The organism is Nonomuraea sp. NPDC005501 (assembly GCF_040605905.1).
Lineage (GTDB): Bacteria > Actinomycetota > Actinomycetes > Streptosporangiales > Streptosporangiaceae > Nonomuraea.
The window spans coordinates 36,219-50,890 of the sequence record NZ_JBEXDT010000014.1; the positions used below are offsets into that span (position 1 = coordinate 36,219).

Annotated in this window: 16 protein-coding genes and 1 pseudogene; 5 read left to right on the forward strand and 12 right to left on the reverse strand. The window is 72.1% G+C overall.

Annotation, left to right across the window (positions count from 1 at the left end; translation table 11 throughout):
• Nucleotides 1-90: 90 nt before the first annotated feature.
• Nucleotides 91-1,758 (forward strand): glycerol-3-phosphate dehydrogenase/oxidase, encoded by a 1,668-nt coding sequence (locus ABZS51_RS10575; protein WP_355438599.1) that lies wholly within the window; start codon nucleotides 91-93, stop codon nucleotides 1,756-1,758.
• On the opposite strand, the gene ABZS51_RS10580 is transcribed toward ABZS51_RS10575, so the two are convergent.
• On the reverse strand, nucleotides 1,741-2,937 hold the full coding sequence (locus ABZS51_RS10580) for an acyltransferase (protein ID WP_355438476.1): 1,197 nt from the start codon (nucleotides 2,935-2,937) through the stop codon (nucleotides 1,741-1,743). The two genes, ABZS51_RS10575 and ABZS51_RS10580, sit on opposite strands and share 18 nt — an antisense overlap.
• A 161-nt stretch (nucleotides 2,938-3,098) precedes the next feature.
• Between ABZS51_RS10580 and ABZS51_RS10585 the strand changes: the two genes are divergently transcribed.
• Both ABZS51_RS10585 and ABZS51_RS10590 read left to right on the forward strand, forming a co-directional pair.
• Nucleotides 3,099-3,449 (forward strand): STAS domain-containing protein, encoded by a 351-nt coding sequence (locus tag ABZS51_RS10585; RefSeq protein WP_310707921.1) that lies wholly within the window; start codon nucleotides 3,099-3,101, stop codon nucleotides 3,447-3,449.
• Nucleotides 3,450-3,490: 41 nt separating this feature from the next.
• Nucleotides 3,491-4,276, forward strand: coding sequence for a PIG-L family deacetylase (locus ABZS51_RS10590; RefSeq protein WP_355438479.1), 786 nt, complete (start codon nucleotides 3,491-3,493; stop codon nucleotides 4,274-4,276).
• Between the two features lie 34 nt (nucleotides 4,277-4,310).
• Here the strand turns inward: ABZS51_RS10590 and ABZS51_RS10595 are convergent, their stop codons facing one another.
• The gene (locus ABZS51_RS10595) at nucleotides 4,311-5,744 is read right to left on the reverse strand and encodes a cellulase family glycosylhydrolase (RefSeq protein WP_355438481.1); all 1,434 of its coding nucleotides are present in this window, start codon (nucleotides 5,742-5,744) and stop codon (nucleotides 4,311-4,313) included.
• A 300-nt stretch (nucleotides 5,745-6,044) separates the two neighbouring features.
• On the opposite strand from ABZS51_RS10595, the gene ABZS51_RS10600 reads away from it, so the two are divergent.
• Nucleotides 6,045-6,773 carry a sulfotransferase family protein gene (locus tag ABZS51_RS10600; protein ID WP_355438483.1) on the forward strand — a complete coding sequence of 243 codons (729 nt, stop codon included), beginning with the start codon at nucleotides 6,045-6,047 and terminating at the stop codon, nucleotides 6,771-6,773.
• On the opposite strand, the gene ABZS51_RS10605 is transcribed toward ABZS51_RS10600, so the two are convergent.
• From ABZS51_RS10605 to ABZS51_RS10635, 7 genes are all read right to left on the reverse strand, one after another.
• Nucleotides 6,751-7,713 carry a TerC family protein gene (locus ABZS51_RS10605; RefSeq protein WP_355438485.1) on the reverse strand — a complete coding sequence of 321 codons (963 nt, stop codon included), beginning with the start codon at nucleotides 7,711-7,713 and terminating at the stop codon, nucleotides 6,751-6,753. The two genes, ABZS51_RS10600 and ABZS51_RS10605, sit on opposite strands and share 23 nt — an antisense overlap.
• 312 nt (nucleotides 7,714-8,025) lie before the next feature.
• A complete protein-coding gene (locus ABZS51_RS10610; protein WP_355438487.1) occupies nucleotides 8,026-8,427 on the reverse strand; it encodes a response regulator transcription factor in 402 nt (133 codons plus the stop codon).
• Entirely contained in the window at nucleotides 8,424-9,881 is a 1,458-nt protein-coding gene (locus tag ABZS51_RS10615) for a PAS domain S-box protein (protein WP_355438489.1), read from the reverse strand. The genes ABZS51_RS10610 and ABZS51_RS10615 overlap by 4 nt, the downstream gene beginning before the upstream one ends.
• Nucleotides 9,882-9,905: 24 nt before the next feature.
• Nucleotides 9,906-10,292, reverse strand: coding sequence for an ATP-binding protein (locus ABZS51_RS10620; RefSeq protein WP_355438491.1), 387 nt, complete (start codon nucleotides 10,290-10,292; stop codon nucleotides 9,906-9,908).
• 111 nt (nucleotides 10,293-10,403) lie between these two features.
• Nucleotides 10,404-11,066 carry a response regulator transcription factor gene (locus ABZS51_RS10625; protein WP_355438493.1) on the reverse strand — a complete coding sequence of 221 codons (663 nt, stop codon included), beginning with the start codon at nucleotides 11,064-11,066 and terminating at the stop codon, nucleotides 10,404-10,406.
• A 374-nt stretch (nucleotides 11,067-11,440) separates the two neighbouring features.
• Nucleotides 11,441-11,854, reverse strand: a complete 414-nt coding sequence (locus tag ABZS51_RS10630; RefSeq protein WP_355438495.1) for a VOC family protein — start codon at nucleotides 11,852-11,854, stop codon at nucleotides 11,441-11,443.
• A gap of 150 nt (nucleotides 11,855-12,004) precedes the next feature.
• On the reverse strand, nucleotides 12,005-12,529 hold the full coding sequence (locus ABZS51_RS10635; protein ID WP_355438497.1) for an OsmC family protein: 525 nt from the start codon (nucleotides 12,527-12,529) through the stop codon (nucleotides 12,005-12,007).
• Here ABZS51_RS10635 and ABZS51_RS10640 point away from each other — a divergent pair.
• Nucleotides 12,500-12,679, forward strand: a pseudogene (locus ABZS51_RS10640) (hypothetical protein); the annotation flags it as partial. The gene ABZS51_RS10635 and the pseudogene ABZS51_RS10640 overlap by 30 nt on opposite strands.
• A gap of 21 nt (nucleotides 12,680-12,700) precedes the next feature.
• On the opposite strand, the gene ABZS51_RS10645 reads toward ABZS51_RS10640, so the two are convergent.
• Genes ABZS51_RS10645 through ABZS51_RS10655 form a run of 3 tightly spaced genes read right to left on the reverse strand, consistent with a single transcriptional unit; the run spans nucleotide 12,701 to nucleotide 14,667 of the window.
• Complete coding sequence (locus ABZS51_RS10645) at nucleotides 12,701-13,327, reverse strand: VOC family protein (RefSeq protein ID WP_355438499.1); 627 nt, start codon at nucleotides 13,325-13,327, stop codon at nucleotides 12,701-12,703.
• Nucleotides 13,328-13,330: 3 nt separating this feature from the next.
• Nucleotides 13,331-13,993 (reverse strand): alkylhydroperoxidase domain protein, encoded by a 663-nt coding sequence (locus ABZS51_RS10650; protein ID WP_355438501.1) that lies wholly within the window; start codon nucleotides 13,991-13,993, stop codon nucleotides 13,331-13,333.
• Nucleotides 13,990-14,667, reverse strand: coding sequence for a CMD domain protein (locus tag ABZS51_RS10655; RefSeq protein ID WP_355438503.1), 678 nt, complete (start codon nucleotides 14,665-14,667; stop codon nucleotides 13,990-13,992). The genes ABZS51_RS10650 and ABZS51_RS10655 overlap by 4 nt, the downstream gene beginning before the upstream one ends.
• Nucleotides 14,668-14,672: the final 5 nt, after the last annotated feature.

The following is a 14,672-nucleotide window of genomic DNA, read 5'->3' on the forward strand; positions in this document are numbered from 1 at the left end:
CCCGGGCCCGCACGATTCTCTGAGATGAGGAGCTTTACTGTGACATCTGTACCGCTGGGACCGGCGTACCGCGCGGAGACGTTGCGACGGATGGGCGACGACGAGTTCGACGTCCTGGTCGTGGGCGGCGGCGTCGTGGGCGCCGGCGCGGCGCTCGACGCGGTGTCCCGTGGCCTTTCCGTCGCGCTCGTGGAGGCCCAGGACTGGGCGGCGGGCACGTCGAGCCGGTCGAGCAAGCTCGTCCACGGCGGTCTGCGCTACCTGGAGCAGCTCGACTTCAAGCTGGTCCGGGAGGCCCTCAAGGAACGCGGCCTGTTGCTGACCAGGCTCGCGCCCCACCTGGTGCGCCCGGTGCCGTTCCTGTTCCCGCTGCGGCACCGGCTGTGGGAGCGGTTCTACGTCGGCGCGGGGATCGCCCTCTACGACATGCTCGACGGCGGGCGCGTCCTGCCCCGCCACCGCCACATGAGCCGGCGCCGCGCGCTGGCCGCCGCGCCCTCCCTGCACCCGGAGGCGCTCATCGGCGCGGTGCAGTACTACGACGCGCAGGTCGACGACGCGCGGTTCGCGATGACGCTGGCGCGCACCGCCGCCGGGTACGGGGCGGCCGTCGCGACCCGGACGCGTATGACGGCGCTGGAGCGCGACGGGGCTCGGGTCACCGGCGCCCGGGTGCGCGACCTGGAGAGCGACCGCGAGATCGTCGTGCGCGCCCGCCAGGTGATCAACGCCACCGGCGTGTGGACCGACGAGACCGCCCAGCTGGCGGGCAACGAGGGCGGCCTGCGCGTCCGGGCGTCCAAGGGTGTCCACATCACCGTTCCGCGCGACCGGATCACCCTCCACACCGGCCTGATCCTCCGTACGGAGAAGAGCGTGCTGTTCACCATCCCGTGGGGACGGCACTGGATCATCGGCACCACCGACACCGACTGGAACCTCGACAAGGGCCGTCCCGTGGCCAGCCGGGCCGACATCGACTACCTGCTCGACCACGTCAACCAGGTGCTGGGCACGCCGCTCACGCACGAGGACATCGACGGCGTGTACACGGGCCTGCGGCCGCTGCTGGCCGGGGACGCCTCCGACACCGCCAAGCTGTCCCGGGAGCACACGGTCGCCCGGCCCGCGCCCGGCCTCGTCGTCATCGCCGGCGGGAAGTACACCACCTACCGGGTCATGGCCAAGGACGCCGTGGACGTGGCCGTACGGGAGCTGGACGCGGCCGTGCCGCCGTCGGTGACGGACCGGCTGCCGCTCCTGGGGGCGGAGGGGTACGAGGCGCTGCGGAACGGCCGCACCCGGCTCGCCGCGCGCGCCGGCATCGACGTCGCCCGCGTCGAGCACCTGCTCGGGCGCTACGGCTCGGCCGTCGAGGACCTCATCGAGCTGATCGAGGCGGACGCCTCGCTCGGCGAGCCCCTGACCGGGGCGGCGGACTACCTCCGGGCGGAGGCGGTGTACGCCGTCACCCACGAGGGGGCGTTGCACCTGGAGGACGTGCTGGTGCGCCGTACCCGCATCTCCATCGAGGAGCGTGACCGGGGCATCGGCGTCGCGTCCGAGGTGGCGGAGCTCATCGCGCCCGTGCTCGGCTGGGACGAGGAGGACATCAGGCGGGAGACGGACCGCTACCGGACGACGGTGCACGCCGAGATGTCGGCGGAGCTGCAGCCCGACGACCTGTCCGCGGTCGCCGCCCGCGAGGAGATCTTCGACGGGGCCGGCCCGCTCGAATCCTCAGCGGGCCGGCTCTGACGAGCTCCCGCGGGCCAGGCGCCGGCCGAGACGCTGCATGGGCTGCTCGATGAGGCGATGGGTGAGGCGGCTGGCCGGCAGGATCAGCAGCAGGGCGGCCGCCACGGTGGCCAGCTGGTGCGGCAGGGGGGACCAGCGCCGCTCCCCCAGGAGCTCCATCATCACGAGGAGGATCGGGAGATGCGTCAGGTAGAGCGAGTAGCTGATGCCCCCGAGCCAGGTCAGGGGACCGGGCAGGCGGCGGGCGCGTAACGCCATGCCGCCGGCGAAGGTGGCGGCGGCCAGGGCGATCGTGGTGATCCACACGTCCGGTCGCACCCACCACCAGCCGGCGCTGATCGCCCAGATCGGGACGGCGGCCACGGCGGCCAGGGTGAGCGCGACCGGCCACAGGGAGCCCGAGCCGCGCTCCCACCGGTGGATCGCGGTGCCGGCGAACATCACCGCCAGCATCGCCAGCCCGAACCACGGCACCCGGCTGCTCAGCAGCGGCAGCGCGAGCCCCATCACCCCCAGGACGCAGGAGGCGAGCGTGGACAGCCGCCCCGTGAGCACGCACGCCATGCCGGCGGCGAAGACGCCGAGCGAGATCCACGCCGGCCACGCTCCCGACAGCGGCGCCGAGGACATGGTGACGCCGGCCACCAGCGCCGCCGCGCCCAGCGCCACCGCGATCAGGCCACGGCCCGCGTGCGCCCCGATGGCGAACAGCGCGGCGACCACCAGGTAGAAGACCATCTCGTACGACAGCGTCCACATGGTGTTGACGACGCCGCCGACACCGACCACGTCCAGCAGCATCGTGGCGTGGGCGGCGGCCGCGTGCGGCTCGCGCGGCACCTCCTGGCGGACGGGGATCCACCATGACAGGGCCAGCATCAGCCCCAGGACGGCGAGGTAGAGCGGGTAGAGCCGGAAGAAGCGGCCGATCCAGAAGGCCCGCACGTCGCCGCCGCGCTCCAGCGAGACCGGGATGATGTACCCGCTCACCATGAAGAAGACCAGCACGCCGTAGACGCCGAGGTTGAACTGCGTGGGCCGCAGCCACGGCATGGACCAGGTGAGCAGGTGCTCACCCACCACGGCCAGGGCGCCGACGCCGCGCAGCGCGTCCAGCCAGGCGAGCCTGCGGGTCACCGGCCGGATCGCCTCGGAGGGGGTGGCTGGGGCGAGTGACATGTCGCCAAACGTACCGAAATGCTGAAGTTCCAGGGCGACGACCGTCTCAGTTGGGCCACGACCTGGAGCGCGGCTCGGACGTGCGGATACGCTGGACAGGATCCCCGCTGGTGCCCGTCGCGACGGCGACGGCACCGACGCAGCGACGGAGAGGCGGCGACATGACACGCCTTGCGATCGGGACGGAGCGGCACGGCGATGTCGCGGTGGTCCACCTGACGGGCGAGCTCGACATGAGCACGCAGCACCTGCTGGCCGATGCCCTCGGCGAGCCGCTGTCCGCCGAGCGGCCCAGGATCGTGGTGGACATGGCCGGGCTGAGCTTCTGCGACTCCAGCGGGCTCTGGCAGCTCATCAACTGCCAGCGCCAGGCCGAGGCCCGCGGCGGCGGGCTACGCCTGATCGGCGTGCACGGCATCATGGCCCGGCTGCTGGTCATCACCCAGCTCGTCGACCAGTTCCCGCCCTACGGCACGCTCGAACGCGCCTGTCAGTGGTCGACGCTCCCCTGATCGCCCGCCTCCGCTGAGTCCCGGCGCTACGATGGCCGCCCGTGATCATCGAGGAGGGTGCAGTGGCGGGCTTCGGAGTGCTGTGCGTCCATGCCCATCCCGACGACGAGGCCATCTGGACCGGCGGCACGCTGGCCAGGTACGCCGACGAGGGCGCCAGGACGGCCGTCGTCACGTGCACCTGGGCCGAGGGGACCGTGCGGGCCGGGGAGCTGGAGCGCTCGCTCGGCGTCCTCGGCGCGGGTGAGCCGAGGCTGCTGGGCTACGCCGACGCGAACAAGCCCGAGTCGGCTCCCGGCGCCCCGCGGTTCCTGGACGTGCCGTTCGACGAGGCGGTGGGACGGGTCGTCGGGCACATCAGGCGGTTCAGGCCGGACGTGGTGCTCACCTACGACGCGTACGGCTCCTACGGGCATCCCGACCACGTCCACGCGCACCGGGTCACCATGGCCGCGGTGGAGGCGGCCGGGTACGACCAGCTCCACCCCGGCACGGGCGAGCCGTGGCGGCCCCGGGCCCTCTACCTGTCGACCGTTCCGCGCTCCGTCGTGGTGTCGCACTGGCGGTCGGTGTTCGGGACGGACCCGGAGCCGGGCCAGACGCTGCCGGGCGTCCCGGACGAGCAGGTCACCACGCGGCTCGACGTCGGGCGATGGGCCGAGCGCAAGTGGGAGGCCATGCACGCGCACGCGTCGGAGGTGGGTCGCGGCGCGTCGATGACCCTGCTGACCGGCCTGCCCGAGCAGGCACGCGCCCAGATGCTGGCCAACGAGTGGTATCGCCGCGTCGGCCACACGGGCCCGCCGGAGACGGCCCTCGGCGTGTAGCCGAGCCTCCGCGGGCCCGTTCGCGGCGGCGTGGTCAGCCGGTCGGGAAGGCGTCCGGGGTGCGGATGCGGTCGCGCATGTACGTGCCCGACTGCGTCAGGACGGCCGTCCCCGCGTACGTGCTGCCGGAGCAGGTGCCCGGCTTGAAGGCGGCGCTGCTCTCGTCGGCGTCGGAGTACGTCCAGTCGGCGTAGCTGATCTTGTACTGGTCCAGCAGGTTCAGCCAGGTCGTGGTGCTGGCGAGGTCCACCGTGCCACCGCCGGTGTAGGTCACCGTGCCGAACTCCGTGACGAACAGCGGGATGCGGGTGGCCGCCCGGCTGACCGCCGCCCGGTAGGAGTCCCCGTGGGAGGCGGCGTAGAAGTGGAAGGTGTACATGACGTTGGCGGCGTTGACCGGGTTGTTGACGACCTCGCTCTCGTTGCCGCCCTCCGACACGCCCAGCGACGACCAGCCGCGGGTGCCGACCACGACGACGGCGTCCGGGTCGTTGGCGCGGATGACGGGGATGACCTGCTCGGCGTAGCTCTTGATGGTCGACCAGCTCACGCCGTTGGGCTCGTTGGCGATCTCGTAGATGACGTTCTTCTTGGCGGCGTTGCGGGTGGAGACGGCGGCGAAGAACGTCTTGGCGCGGTCGAGGTTGTACATGGGGTCGCCGGGGGTCAGCGTGTGGAAGTCGATCAGGGCGTACATCCCGCGCGCCTCGGCCATGTCGACGAGGTTGTTGACCTGGGCGGTGAAGGCCGGCGGGTTGGTCTCGTAGCCGTCCTCCTGGACGTACATGGAGATCCGGAGCAGGTCGGCCTTCCAGTCGTTGGCGAGCGCGTCGAGGGAGGCGGTGTTGTAGCACTTGGCGAACCACTGCAGGCCGTGCGTGCTCATCCCGCGTAACTGGATGGGCTTGTTGTACTGGTTGCAGAGGTTGACGCCGCAGACGCGCAGTTGCCCGTTGATGCCGACGGGGGTGCCGTCCGTGGGCGGCGGGACGGTCGGGGTCACCGTGGGGGTCACGGTGGGGGTCGGGCCGGGGGTCGTGGAGCCGGTGCAGGTGACGCCGTTGAGCGTGAACGAGGTGGGCGCCGGGTTGGCGCCCGTCCAGCTCCCGTTGAAGCCGATGGTGGTCGAGGCGTTGGTGGCGAGTGAGCCGTTGTAGCTCAGGCTGCGCGCGGTCACGGCGGCGCCGTTCTGTCCGTACGTGGCCGACCAGCCCTGGACGACCTTCTGGCCGGAGTCCGGGAAGGTGAAGCCGAGGGTCCAGCCGTTGACGGGGTCGCCGAGGTTCTTGATGGAGATGTTGGCGCTGAAGCCGCCCTGCCAGGTGCTGGCCGTGTAGGTGACGGCGCAGCCGGTTGCGGCGGCGGCGGTGACGGCGGGGATGACCGCCACTCCTCCGAGGGTGAGCGCGGCGACGGCGCCGATCGCGAGGGCGGCACGTCCGCGGAGCGGGCGCGGGAGCAACTTCACGGTGGTGGCCTTTCGGGTTCCGAATGAGCCGGTGGGGGGATCGCGGGAGGCGTGCCGGCGGGGGGCGCGCGATCCGGGGCAAGGTATCAACGTGGATGCTCTGAGCTGTAGGAACGTGCCCGTCCCGGCCATGCGGCGGCCGGGGAGATCGCGGGTGTTTGTCCTGTTCGGCGGGGTCGGCGCGGGGTGCCCGGTGGTTGAAAGTTTCAGGTCGGCCGAAAATCTACGGGCGTTGAATTCTGGCGGGCGCCGACCTGGCGTGAGGTCGTCATGCCGACGACCACGGCGAGGGAGAGGGACATGCTCGAAGTCATCGGCGCGGGTCTGCCGCGTACCGGGACGACCTCGATGAAGGCGGCGCTGGAGCGCCTCGGCTTCGGCCCGTGCTATCACATGTTCGAGGTCATGACCCATCCCGACCACGTGGACCGGTGGCACTCGGTCACGGCCGGCGAGGTCCGCGACCGGGAAGGGTGGGACCGGGTGTTCGCGGGAGGGTACCGGTCGGCGCAGGACTGGCCGGCCAGCCACTACTGGCGCGAGCTGGCCGAGGTCTATCCCGACGCGAAGGTGGTGCTGACCGTCCGCGACCCGCGCTCCTGGTATCCGAGCATCAACATGCTCCTGTCCGGTCCCGGGGCCGCCGCGGCGACCATGAACGGCCGGCCGTTCGAGGAGCTTCCTGAGCCCGTACGCGCGATGCTCACCGGCATGGGCCGGATGGGGCCGGTCCTGGAGGCCATCGGGCGGTCGTACTTCGGCCCCGGCTGGAGCTTCGGGCAGGGCATACCCGACGAGGAGTACGCCGTCGAGGCGTTCGAGCGGCACGTGGCCGCCGTCAAGGCGGACGTGCCCGCGAAGCGCCTGCTCGTGTTCGACGTGCGCGAGGGGTGGGAGCCGCTGTGCGGCTTCCTCGGCGTCGAGGCGCCCGCGGAGCCGTTCCCGCACCTCAACGACGCCGACTCGATGCGGCAGACGTTCGAGCGCATGATGATCGGCGAGCCGATCACCTTTCCACAGCCTCGCTGACCGCCTCCTCCCGCTCCTCCTGACCGTTGTCCTGACCGCGGGAGCGCAGCAAGCTCGCCGTGACCGCGGTGACGAGGATCGCGGCGACCACCCCCAGCGAGAGAGCCGTCGGAATCTTGTACACCTCCAGGAGCAGCATCTTCACGCCCACCCAGACCAGCACCAGCGCCAGGCCCAGCTTGAGGTAGGTGAACCGGTGCATCAGGCTGGCGAGCATGAAGTACATCGCCCGCAGGCCGAGGATGGCGAAGGCGTTGGAGGTGAAGACGAGGAACGGCTCCGAGGTGACCGCGAAGACGGCCGGGATCGAGTCCACCGCGAAGACGATGTCGCTGACCTCGACCAGCACGAGCACCGCCAGCAGCGGCGTCGCCACCCAGCGGCCGCTCTGGCGCACCAGGAACCGCTGACCGTGGTAGTCGTCGGTGACGGGGATCAGCCTGCGGAACAGGCGCAGCGTCCTGCTGCTGCCCGGATCGATGCTCTCGTCCCGGTGACGGGCCATCCGGATCCCGGTCAGCACCAGGAAGGCGCCGAACACGTACAGGACCCACGAGAAGCTCGCGATGAGCACGGAGCCGGCGGCGATGAACACGCCGCGGAACACCAGCGCGCCCAGCACCCCGAAGAACAGCACGCGGTGCTGGTAGCGCGCCGGGACCGCGAAGTAGCTGAAGATGATCGCGAAGACGAAGACGTTGTCGACCGCCAGCGACTTCTCGATGAGGTAGCCGGCGTAGTACTGCCCGGCGAGCTCGGCTCCCCACAGCCACCAGATCACGGCGCCGAAGGCCAGGCCGAGCGCGATCCAGATCGCCGACCAGAACGCGGCCTCGCGCACGCCGACCGCGTGCGCACGCCGATGGGAGAACAGGTCGATCGCCAGCATGACGGCGATCACGCCCAGCACGGCAGGCCAGGCCCAGAAGGGGACGTCCAACGAGATACCTCCGGTCCGATGTCGTCGGCCGGAGGTCTCCCCGCCCTCCCACGGCTCTCGCGCGCGAGACGGCGTCAGGACCGGACGGGCCTCGGGGCTCGCCGTACTGACGACCCTGACGGTTTCGGGTACTCCCCTCCGCTCACCAAGGTACGACAGGGATATCTCATGTCAAAATCCCCCACGGGCCCTCCAAGGCTGCCCGTGACAGCGGCGCGTGTCCCCGGGCGGCGGCCCGGACCGGCCGCCCGGCACGACAGGCCGGACACGACAGGTCGCGGCGCGCGGGCGATCCGCCCCCGCGGCGGGGCTTCAGCGGTCCGCCGCGACGCGGCGCACGGCCGCCACGATCTCGATGTTGGGCAGGCCCTTGAGGAGGTACTCGGTGACGCCTGCCCGGCGCATCTCCTCGACGGCGCCGGAGTCGCCGTAGGCGGAGAACGCCATGACGCGTGTGCCCGGGCAGCGGTCGCGGATCACCCGGGCCGCGTGGGCGCCGCCGCCGGGCATCCGCACGTCGAGGATGGCGACGCGGGGCGTGTGGCGCTCGGCCAGGGCGATGGCCTCCTCGGCGTCCTGGGCGAGCGCGACGACGCTGAGGTCGGGCTCGGCCTGGAGCACCTCACTGAGCACGTCACGGATCATGGGCTCGTCGTCGCCGATGAGCACGGTCAGCCGCGCGCCCGCCGGCGTACGACCGTCCCGCCCGGTCATACGCGACCGTCCTCACCGCCCGAGGCCAGTGCGGGCACCCAGAACTCGACCGTCGTGCCGTCGTCCGGCCGGCCGCGGATGCTCCACCAGCCGCCCGCCATCTCGGCGCGCTCGCGCATCTCGATGAGGCCGAAGTGGTCGGGCACGGCGAGGAGGCCGGCGGGGTCACTGACGCCGACGCCGTCGTCGGCCACCCGCGTCAGCACGCCGTGGCCACTGGAGGCCAGGGACACGGTCACCGCCTTCGCCTGTGCGTGCTTGCGGACATTATTCAGCGCCTCCTGACATATCCGAAATATCGTGATCGCTGTCTCGGCGGGTGGCTCCCGGTCGAGCTCGTGCCGCAACGTGTACGTCAGCCCCGCACCGGTCACCACCTGGTCCAGGTACGAGGTCAGCCCTTCGACCAGCCCGTCCCGGTCGAGGCCGGGCGGCCGGAGACGGAAGGTGAGGTCGCGCAGCCGGTGGACGGCCGCCGACACGGTCTCGTTGAGCTGCAGGGCCCCCACGGCGTGCTCACCCTCCAACTGGTCGGCGAGCAGTTGCAGGCGCATCCCCACGGCCACCATCGACTGGATCGTGTCGTCGTGCACGTCCCAGGCGATGCGGCGCCGCTCCATCTCCTGCGCGTGGACGAGGTGGGTCAGCAGCCTGCTGCGCTCGTCCAGGGCCCGCTCGGCGGTGCGCCGCTCGGTCATGTCGCGGGTCACCTTGCCGAACCCGCGCAGCTCGCCGGTGTCGTCGTACAACGCCGTGATCACCACGTTCGCCCAGAACCGCGTGCCGTCGGCCCGCACCCGCCAGCCCTCGTCCTCCAGCCGCCCCTCCGCCGCGGCCACCACCAGCTCACGGGCCGGCTTGCCCGCCGCCACGTCCTCAGGCGGGTAGAAGGCCGAGAAATGACGCCCGATGATCTCTTCCGCCCGGTACCCCTTGATCCGCTGCGCGCCCGCGTTCCAGCTCACGATCCGGCCCTGCGGGTCCAGCATGAAGATCGCGTAGTCGACGACGTTCTGCACGATCAGCCTGAAGCGCTCCTCGCTCTCCCGGAGGGCCCGCTCGGCGATGCGCCGCTCGGTCATGTCGCGGGTCACCTTGCCGAACCCGCGAAGCTCGCCGGTGTCGTCGTACAACGCCGTGATCACCACGTTCGCCCAGAACCGCGTGCCGTCGGCCCGCACCCGCCAGCCCTCGTCCTCCAGCCGCCCCTCCGCCGCGGCCACCACCAGCCCATGAGCCGGCTTGCCCGCCGCCACGTCCTCAGGCGGGTAGAACACCGAGAAATGACGCCCGATGATCTCTTCCGCCCGGTACCCCTTGATCCGCTCCGCGCCCGCGTTCCAGCTCACGATCCGGCCTCGCGGGTCCAGCATGAAGATCGCGTAGTCGACGACGTTCTGCACCAACAGCCGGTAGTCGGTCTGGGTGATCTCGGGGGGGCTTGACTCAGGCATAGTGCAGCTTCGCACGCCCAGATGTCAGTTGGCCCAGACGGGGGCGGGAACGGCGGCCAGCTCGCACCAGACGACCTTGCCGTCCCCTTGGGGAATGGACCCCCAGCGGATGGACAGGCGCTCGATGACGTTGAGGCCCCAGCCGCTCTGCGGTCCGGGCTCGCGCGGCTCGGGCAGCCGGGGACTGGAGTCGCGGACCTCGATGCGCACCCGGGAGGGGCCGACGACCAGGTGGAGCACCGGCGCGCCGGCGCCGTGCACCAGTGCGTTGGTCACCAGCTCGGAGACGACCAGGAGCGCGTCGTCGTGCAGGCCGGTGTATCCGCTCTCGGCCAGCGCCCGCCGGGTCAGGTCGCGGGCCATCGTGATGCTGTCGAGCTCGTCCGTCAGATGGTGCTCAACCGCATACACCGAACCCTCTGTACCCATCCTCTCAGGATCGCCTGTGTACGCCGGTGTCACGAGAGTCACCGGCTCCATCCGGTCTGGTGCAGTCGCGGCGTCACGAGTAGTGCATCTGCGTCAGTCGATGAGGCCCTCGCGGCGGGCGATCGCGACCGCCTCCAGCTTGGAGCCCGCACCCAGCTTCTCCAGGACGCGCTGGATGTGGTTGCGGGCGGTGTTGTGCGCCACGCCGAGCCGCTCGCTGATCTGCACCGTGCTCGCCCCCTCGGCCAGCAGGAGCAGCGTCTCCCGCTCCCGCGCCGTCAGCCCCGCCCCCGCGAGCCGGATCCTGCCGGTGAGCCGGTCCAGCACGCCGGCCAGCAACTCCGGCGCGAACGCCACCCCGCCCCCGGCCACCTGCCGCACCGCCGCCTCCAGCTCGTGCAGCGCCGACGACTTCAGCACCAGGCCCACCCCGCCGGCCTCGGCCACCCGGGTGGCGGCCGACGCGGACGCCTCGCCCGTCAGGACCAGCACCCGCGCCTCCGGGGCGGCGGCCATGAGCCGGCCGATCGCGGAGATCCCGTCGCCGTCCGGCAGCCGCCGGTCCAGCAGCACCACGTCCGGCTTGAACCGCGCCGTGTCGGCCACCGCCGCCGCGATCGACGCGGACCGCCCCACGACCTCCACCCCGTCCGTCTGTCCCAGGGCCAGGCCGATCGCCTCGGCCACCATGTCGTGATCCTCGACCAGCAACAAGCGGATCGACGGGGACGCCGACCCTGCGGGGGGCGGTGACATCACGGGAATCCTCACGACGACGATGCGCGGCGCGACCATGCCGGCACGACCATTCTCCCGCGTCCGAAGCCTTTCAATCACGCCGGGTGCCACTGTGGTGACATCCGGATGTGCCCCGGTATGACCTGCCTCCCGGTCAGGGTGTGAGGACCCATGTTGACGAGGCGGAACGTCATGACCCCTGCCTTCGAGGCCGAGGGATCGGTCAAACGGTCCGGCCGGACGACCGCGCCGGCCGATCGGCCGGTCGGGGGGTCGGGTACGCCCTCGGATTCCGCGTGCCGGCGGGCCCGCCGGCGGCGTCGGCGGCTCGCCTGCACGATCTGCTTCGCGTCGGGCGCGGGCTCCGCTGGTGGGCCGGGTCACCTCGGCGGCTACTCGGCGTAGGGCTGGTCCGCTCCCTGGGCGCTGTAGCCGAGACTCCAGACGTAGCCGTCCGGGTCCGCGAAGGAGGCGCCGTACCCGCCCCACGGCAGGGCGCCGGCGGGCTTGAGGATCGTGGCGCCGGCCTTCTCGGCCTCCGCGATGATCTCATCGACCCGCGCCTCACTGCGGACGACGTACGTGAGCACCAGCCCGCTGAAGCCGCTGCCTTCCGGGCTCGTGCCCACCTGGTCGGCCAGGCCCTCACGGCCGTAGAAGCCGACGGGCGAGGCTCCGTCCGACTCGAAGAACACCGAGATGCCGTAGTCGTTCTTGATCTTCCAGCCGAGCCCCTCGGTGTAGAACTGCTTGGCCCGGTCCATGTCCCGGACGGCGAGGAGGATGGAACTGACGTGCGCCTTCATGCCTTGTCTCCTTCGTTCTTCGGGGGTGATCCCCGTGGAGACAACGCTACGGAGAGCTCCATGCCCGGCGCTTCTTCATTCCTGATCGATTGGTCGCCTGTGCCCGGGTGACCGGCGCCGCTGCCCTCCCGGCCGTCCGGCCCTGGCCGGTCAGGCGGCTGCCTCCACCCGGGTGAGGGAGCCGCTGATCGCCACCGGGTTCCTGATCAGGTTGAGGATCGGGCAGACCCGCTCCACCTCGGCGTGCAGCCGGGCCAGCTCCTCGTCCGGCGCGGGCGAGGACAGGCGCACCTCGTACCGGAAGTCGTACGGGTGGACGGGGACGTCCGTGGCGTCCGGCGTCTGGGCGCGCGGGTCGTACTGGGCCTGGACGTCGACTTCGAGCGAGTCGAGCGGGATCTCCAGCTCCGCCGCCTTGATGAGGAAGATGTGGGTGACGCAGCTTCCCAGCACACCGGCCTGGAGCTCCGGCGAGCCCGGGCCGAGGCTGTAACCCGCCAGGTCGGGGCCGCTGTCGCTGATGATCTGGAAGTCTCTGATCCTGATGCGGCGCACGCCGCTGCGGCCCTCGGCGGTGACGTGGGCGTGCAGCGGCACGGGGCCGCCCGACGGCGCGGCGCGCCGGGCCAGCAGCGCCTCGCGCTTGTGGGACAGGTATTCGCGAAGAGTGGTCATTGCGGGAGATGTCCTGCTTTCCGGGGCGGGCGGTCTTTCCGAAGGGGTGGTCTTTCCGGGTTGTCTTTCCGGAGGGGGTCCTTCCGGAGGGGGTCCTTCCGGAGGGCGTCCTTCCGGAGGGCGTCCTTCCGGAGGGCGTCCTTCCGGAGGGCGTCCTTCCGGGAGGGGCGGTCAGGTGAGGGTCACTGGGCCGCGCGGGGTGTCGAGGTGGGCGCGCAGTGCCGGCTCCGGGCCCTCGGTGACCTCCAGCCCGGCCTCCAGCGCCGCCAGGTCCGCCCGTACGGACTCGGGGTCCGGGTGCGAGGCGGTGAACGACACCAGGCCGAGCTGCGGCAGTCCGGAGGCGGCCGGGTGCGGCGCGTCGCCCCAGTCGATGAGGAACGGCACCAGCCGCACCGCCGCCGGGTCGTCCCGGCGGGTGAGCACCCAGTCGAGCCTGACCCCGTCCGGCCGGACCCGGGACAGCGGCTCGACCTTCCCCGGGTCGTAGCCGCGCTCACGCGCCCGCCGTACGCGTGCCTCCAGATCGTCGCCGCGCACCGCCCACGCGGTCAGCCGGGGCTCGGTGAGCGTCTCCAGCCCGAACGCGCGGGGCCGCGCGCCCGGGCCGGCGGCCGGGTCGGGGCCGATGATCTCCAGGTACGCGCCGGGGCCGAGCCCGACGAGGTGATTGGCGGTGCCGCCCGGGTGGCTGCCGCCGGGGACCGGCTGCACGCCGGTGCGTTCGGCGAACTCCTCCACGCCGGCGAGCAGGTCGGGCACGGCGTAGACCAGGTGGTCCAGTTCGAGATGGGTCATGACCTACTCCTTGTTCGAGCTGTTGGAGCCGTTCGAGCCGTTCGGACCGCTTGGGCCGTTCGATCCGTTCGGGCCGTTCGGGCCGGCCGGCGCGGGTGGGGCGGTCGGCTCGCCGAGGGACAGCATGAGCCGGTTGGCCCAGTTGAAGAACGCCGCCGCGTGCAGCACGTCGCTGATCGCCAGGTCGTCCAGACCGGCGGCGCGCAACGCGTCGAGGTGCCCGCCGGTGAGCGCCGACGGGGTGGCGGCGAGCGCCACGGACGCGTCCACGACCGCCCGCCACACCCGGTCCTGCTCCGCCCCGACCCCCTCGTCCAGCAGCCGCTCGACGTCGTCGGGCCGCCTGGAGTAGTGGGCGGCGAAGCGGGCGTGCACGGAGGCGCAGAAGACGCAGCCGTTGTGGCGCGAGGTCGCGGTGGCCGCCAGCTCCCGCTCGGCGCGCGGCAGTCCGCCGTCGGCGTTGTGGAAGATGTCGAGGTCGGTCTTGGTGCGCGCGTGCAGGACGGCGGGGTCGCGGGCGAGCAGGCGGAAGTACGGCGAGTCGACGCGCGCCTGGTCGATCAGCGCCTCGCGGTGGGCGTCGGTCAGCTCGGCCTCGGCGAGCGGCTCCAGCCACGGCTCCCAGCCGAGCCGGTCCGTGGTGAAGGCGAGTGGTGCGGTGGTCAAGGACGGGCCTCCTGGTACTCGTGCGAGGTCTGCGTGGTGGCGCCGAGCAGGCGCAGGCCGGTGGCGACCCGGATCTGGAAGGTCAGGAACGAGACGAGCTGCGAGAGGGTCACGATCCCGGTCGTGCTCCAGCCCGCGCGGGCCAGCGCCCGCAGCGCCTCCTTGTCCGCCTCGCGCGGCCGGAACACGAGGAGGTGCGCGTGCTCCAGAGCGGCGGCGAGCCGCTCACCGAGCGCGGTGCGGTCGCCGACCCGGTGGACGAGGCCGGGGACGCTCTCGCCCGCCAGCGGGCCCTCGGGGTAGATGCCGTACGGTCCGGTGGTGGTGGCTGCCTCGACCTCGGCCGCCACGGCCGCCGCCAGCTCGGGGGCGTCGGCCGCGAGCAGCCCGGCGTAGTGCCCGACCGCCGGGGCGTCCCGGTGCAGCCCCGCGACGAACGCCGCCACCGCGTGCCGCTCCACCCGGCTCACCTCCCCCGTGCCGGTGTCCGGGGCCGGGGCTGAGGCCGGGGCCGGGGCCGGGGCCGGGGCCGGGGCCGGGGCTGAGGACTCGGGGAAGAGGGCGAGGTAGCCGCGCTGGGCGTGGTCGCGGGCGTCCGGGCGGCGGCGCCGGAGCCGGTCGAGCGGGGAGCCGGGCTCGATGCCCGCCAGCCGGTCGATGATGTCGGTGCTCATGGCGT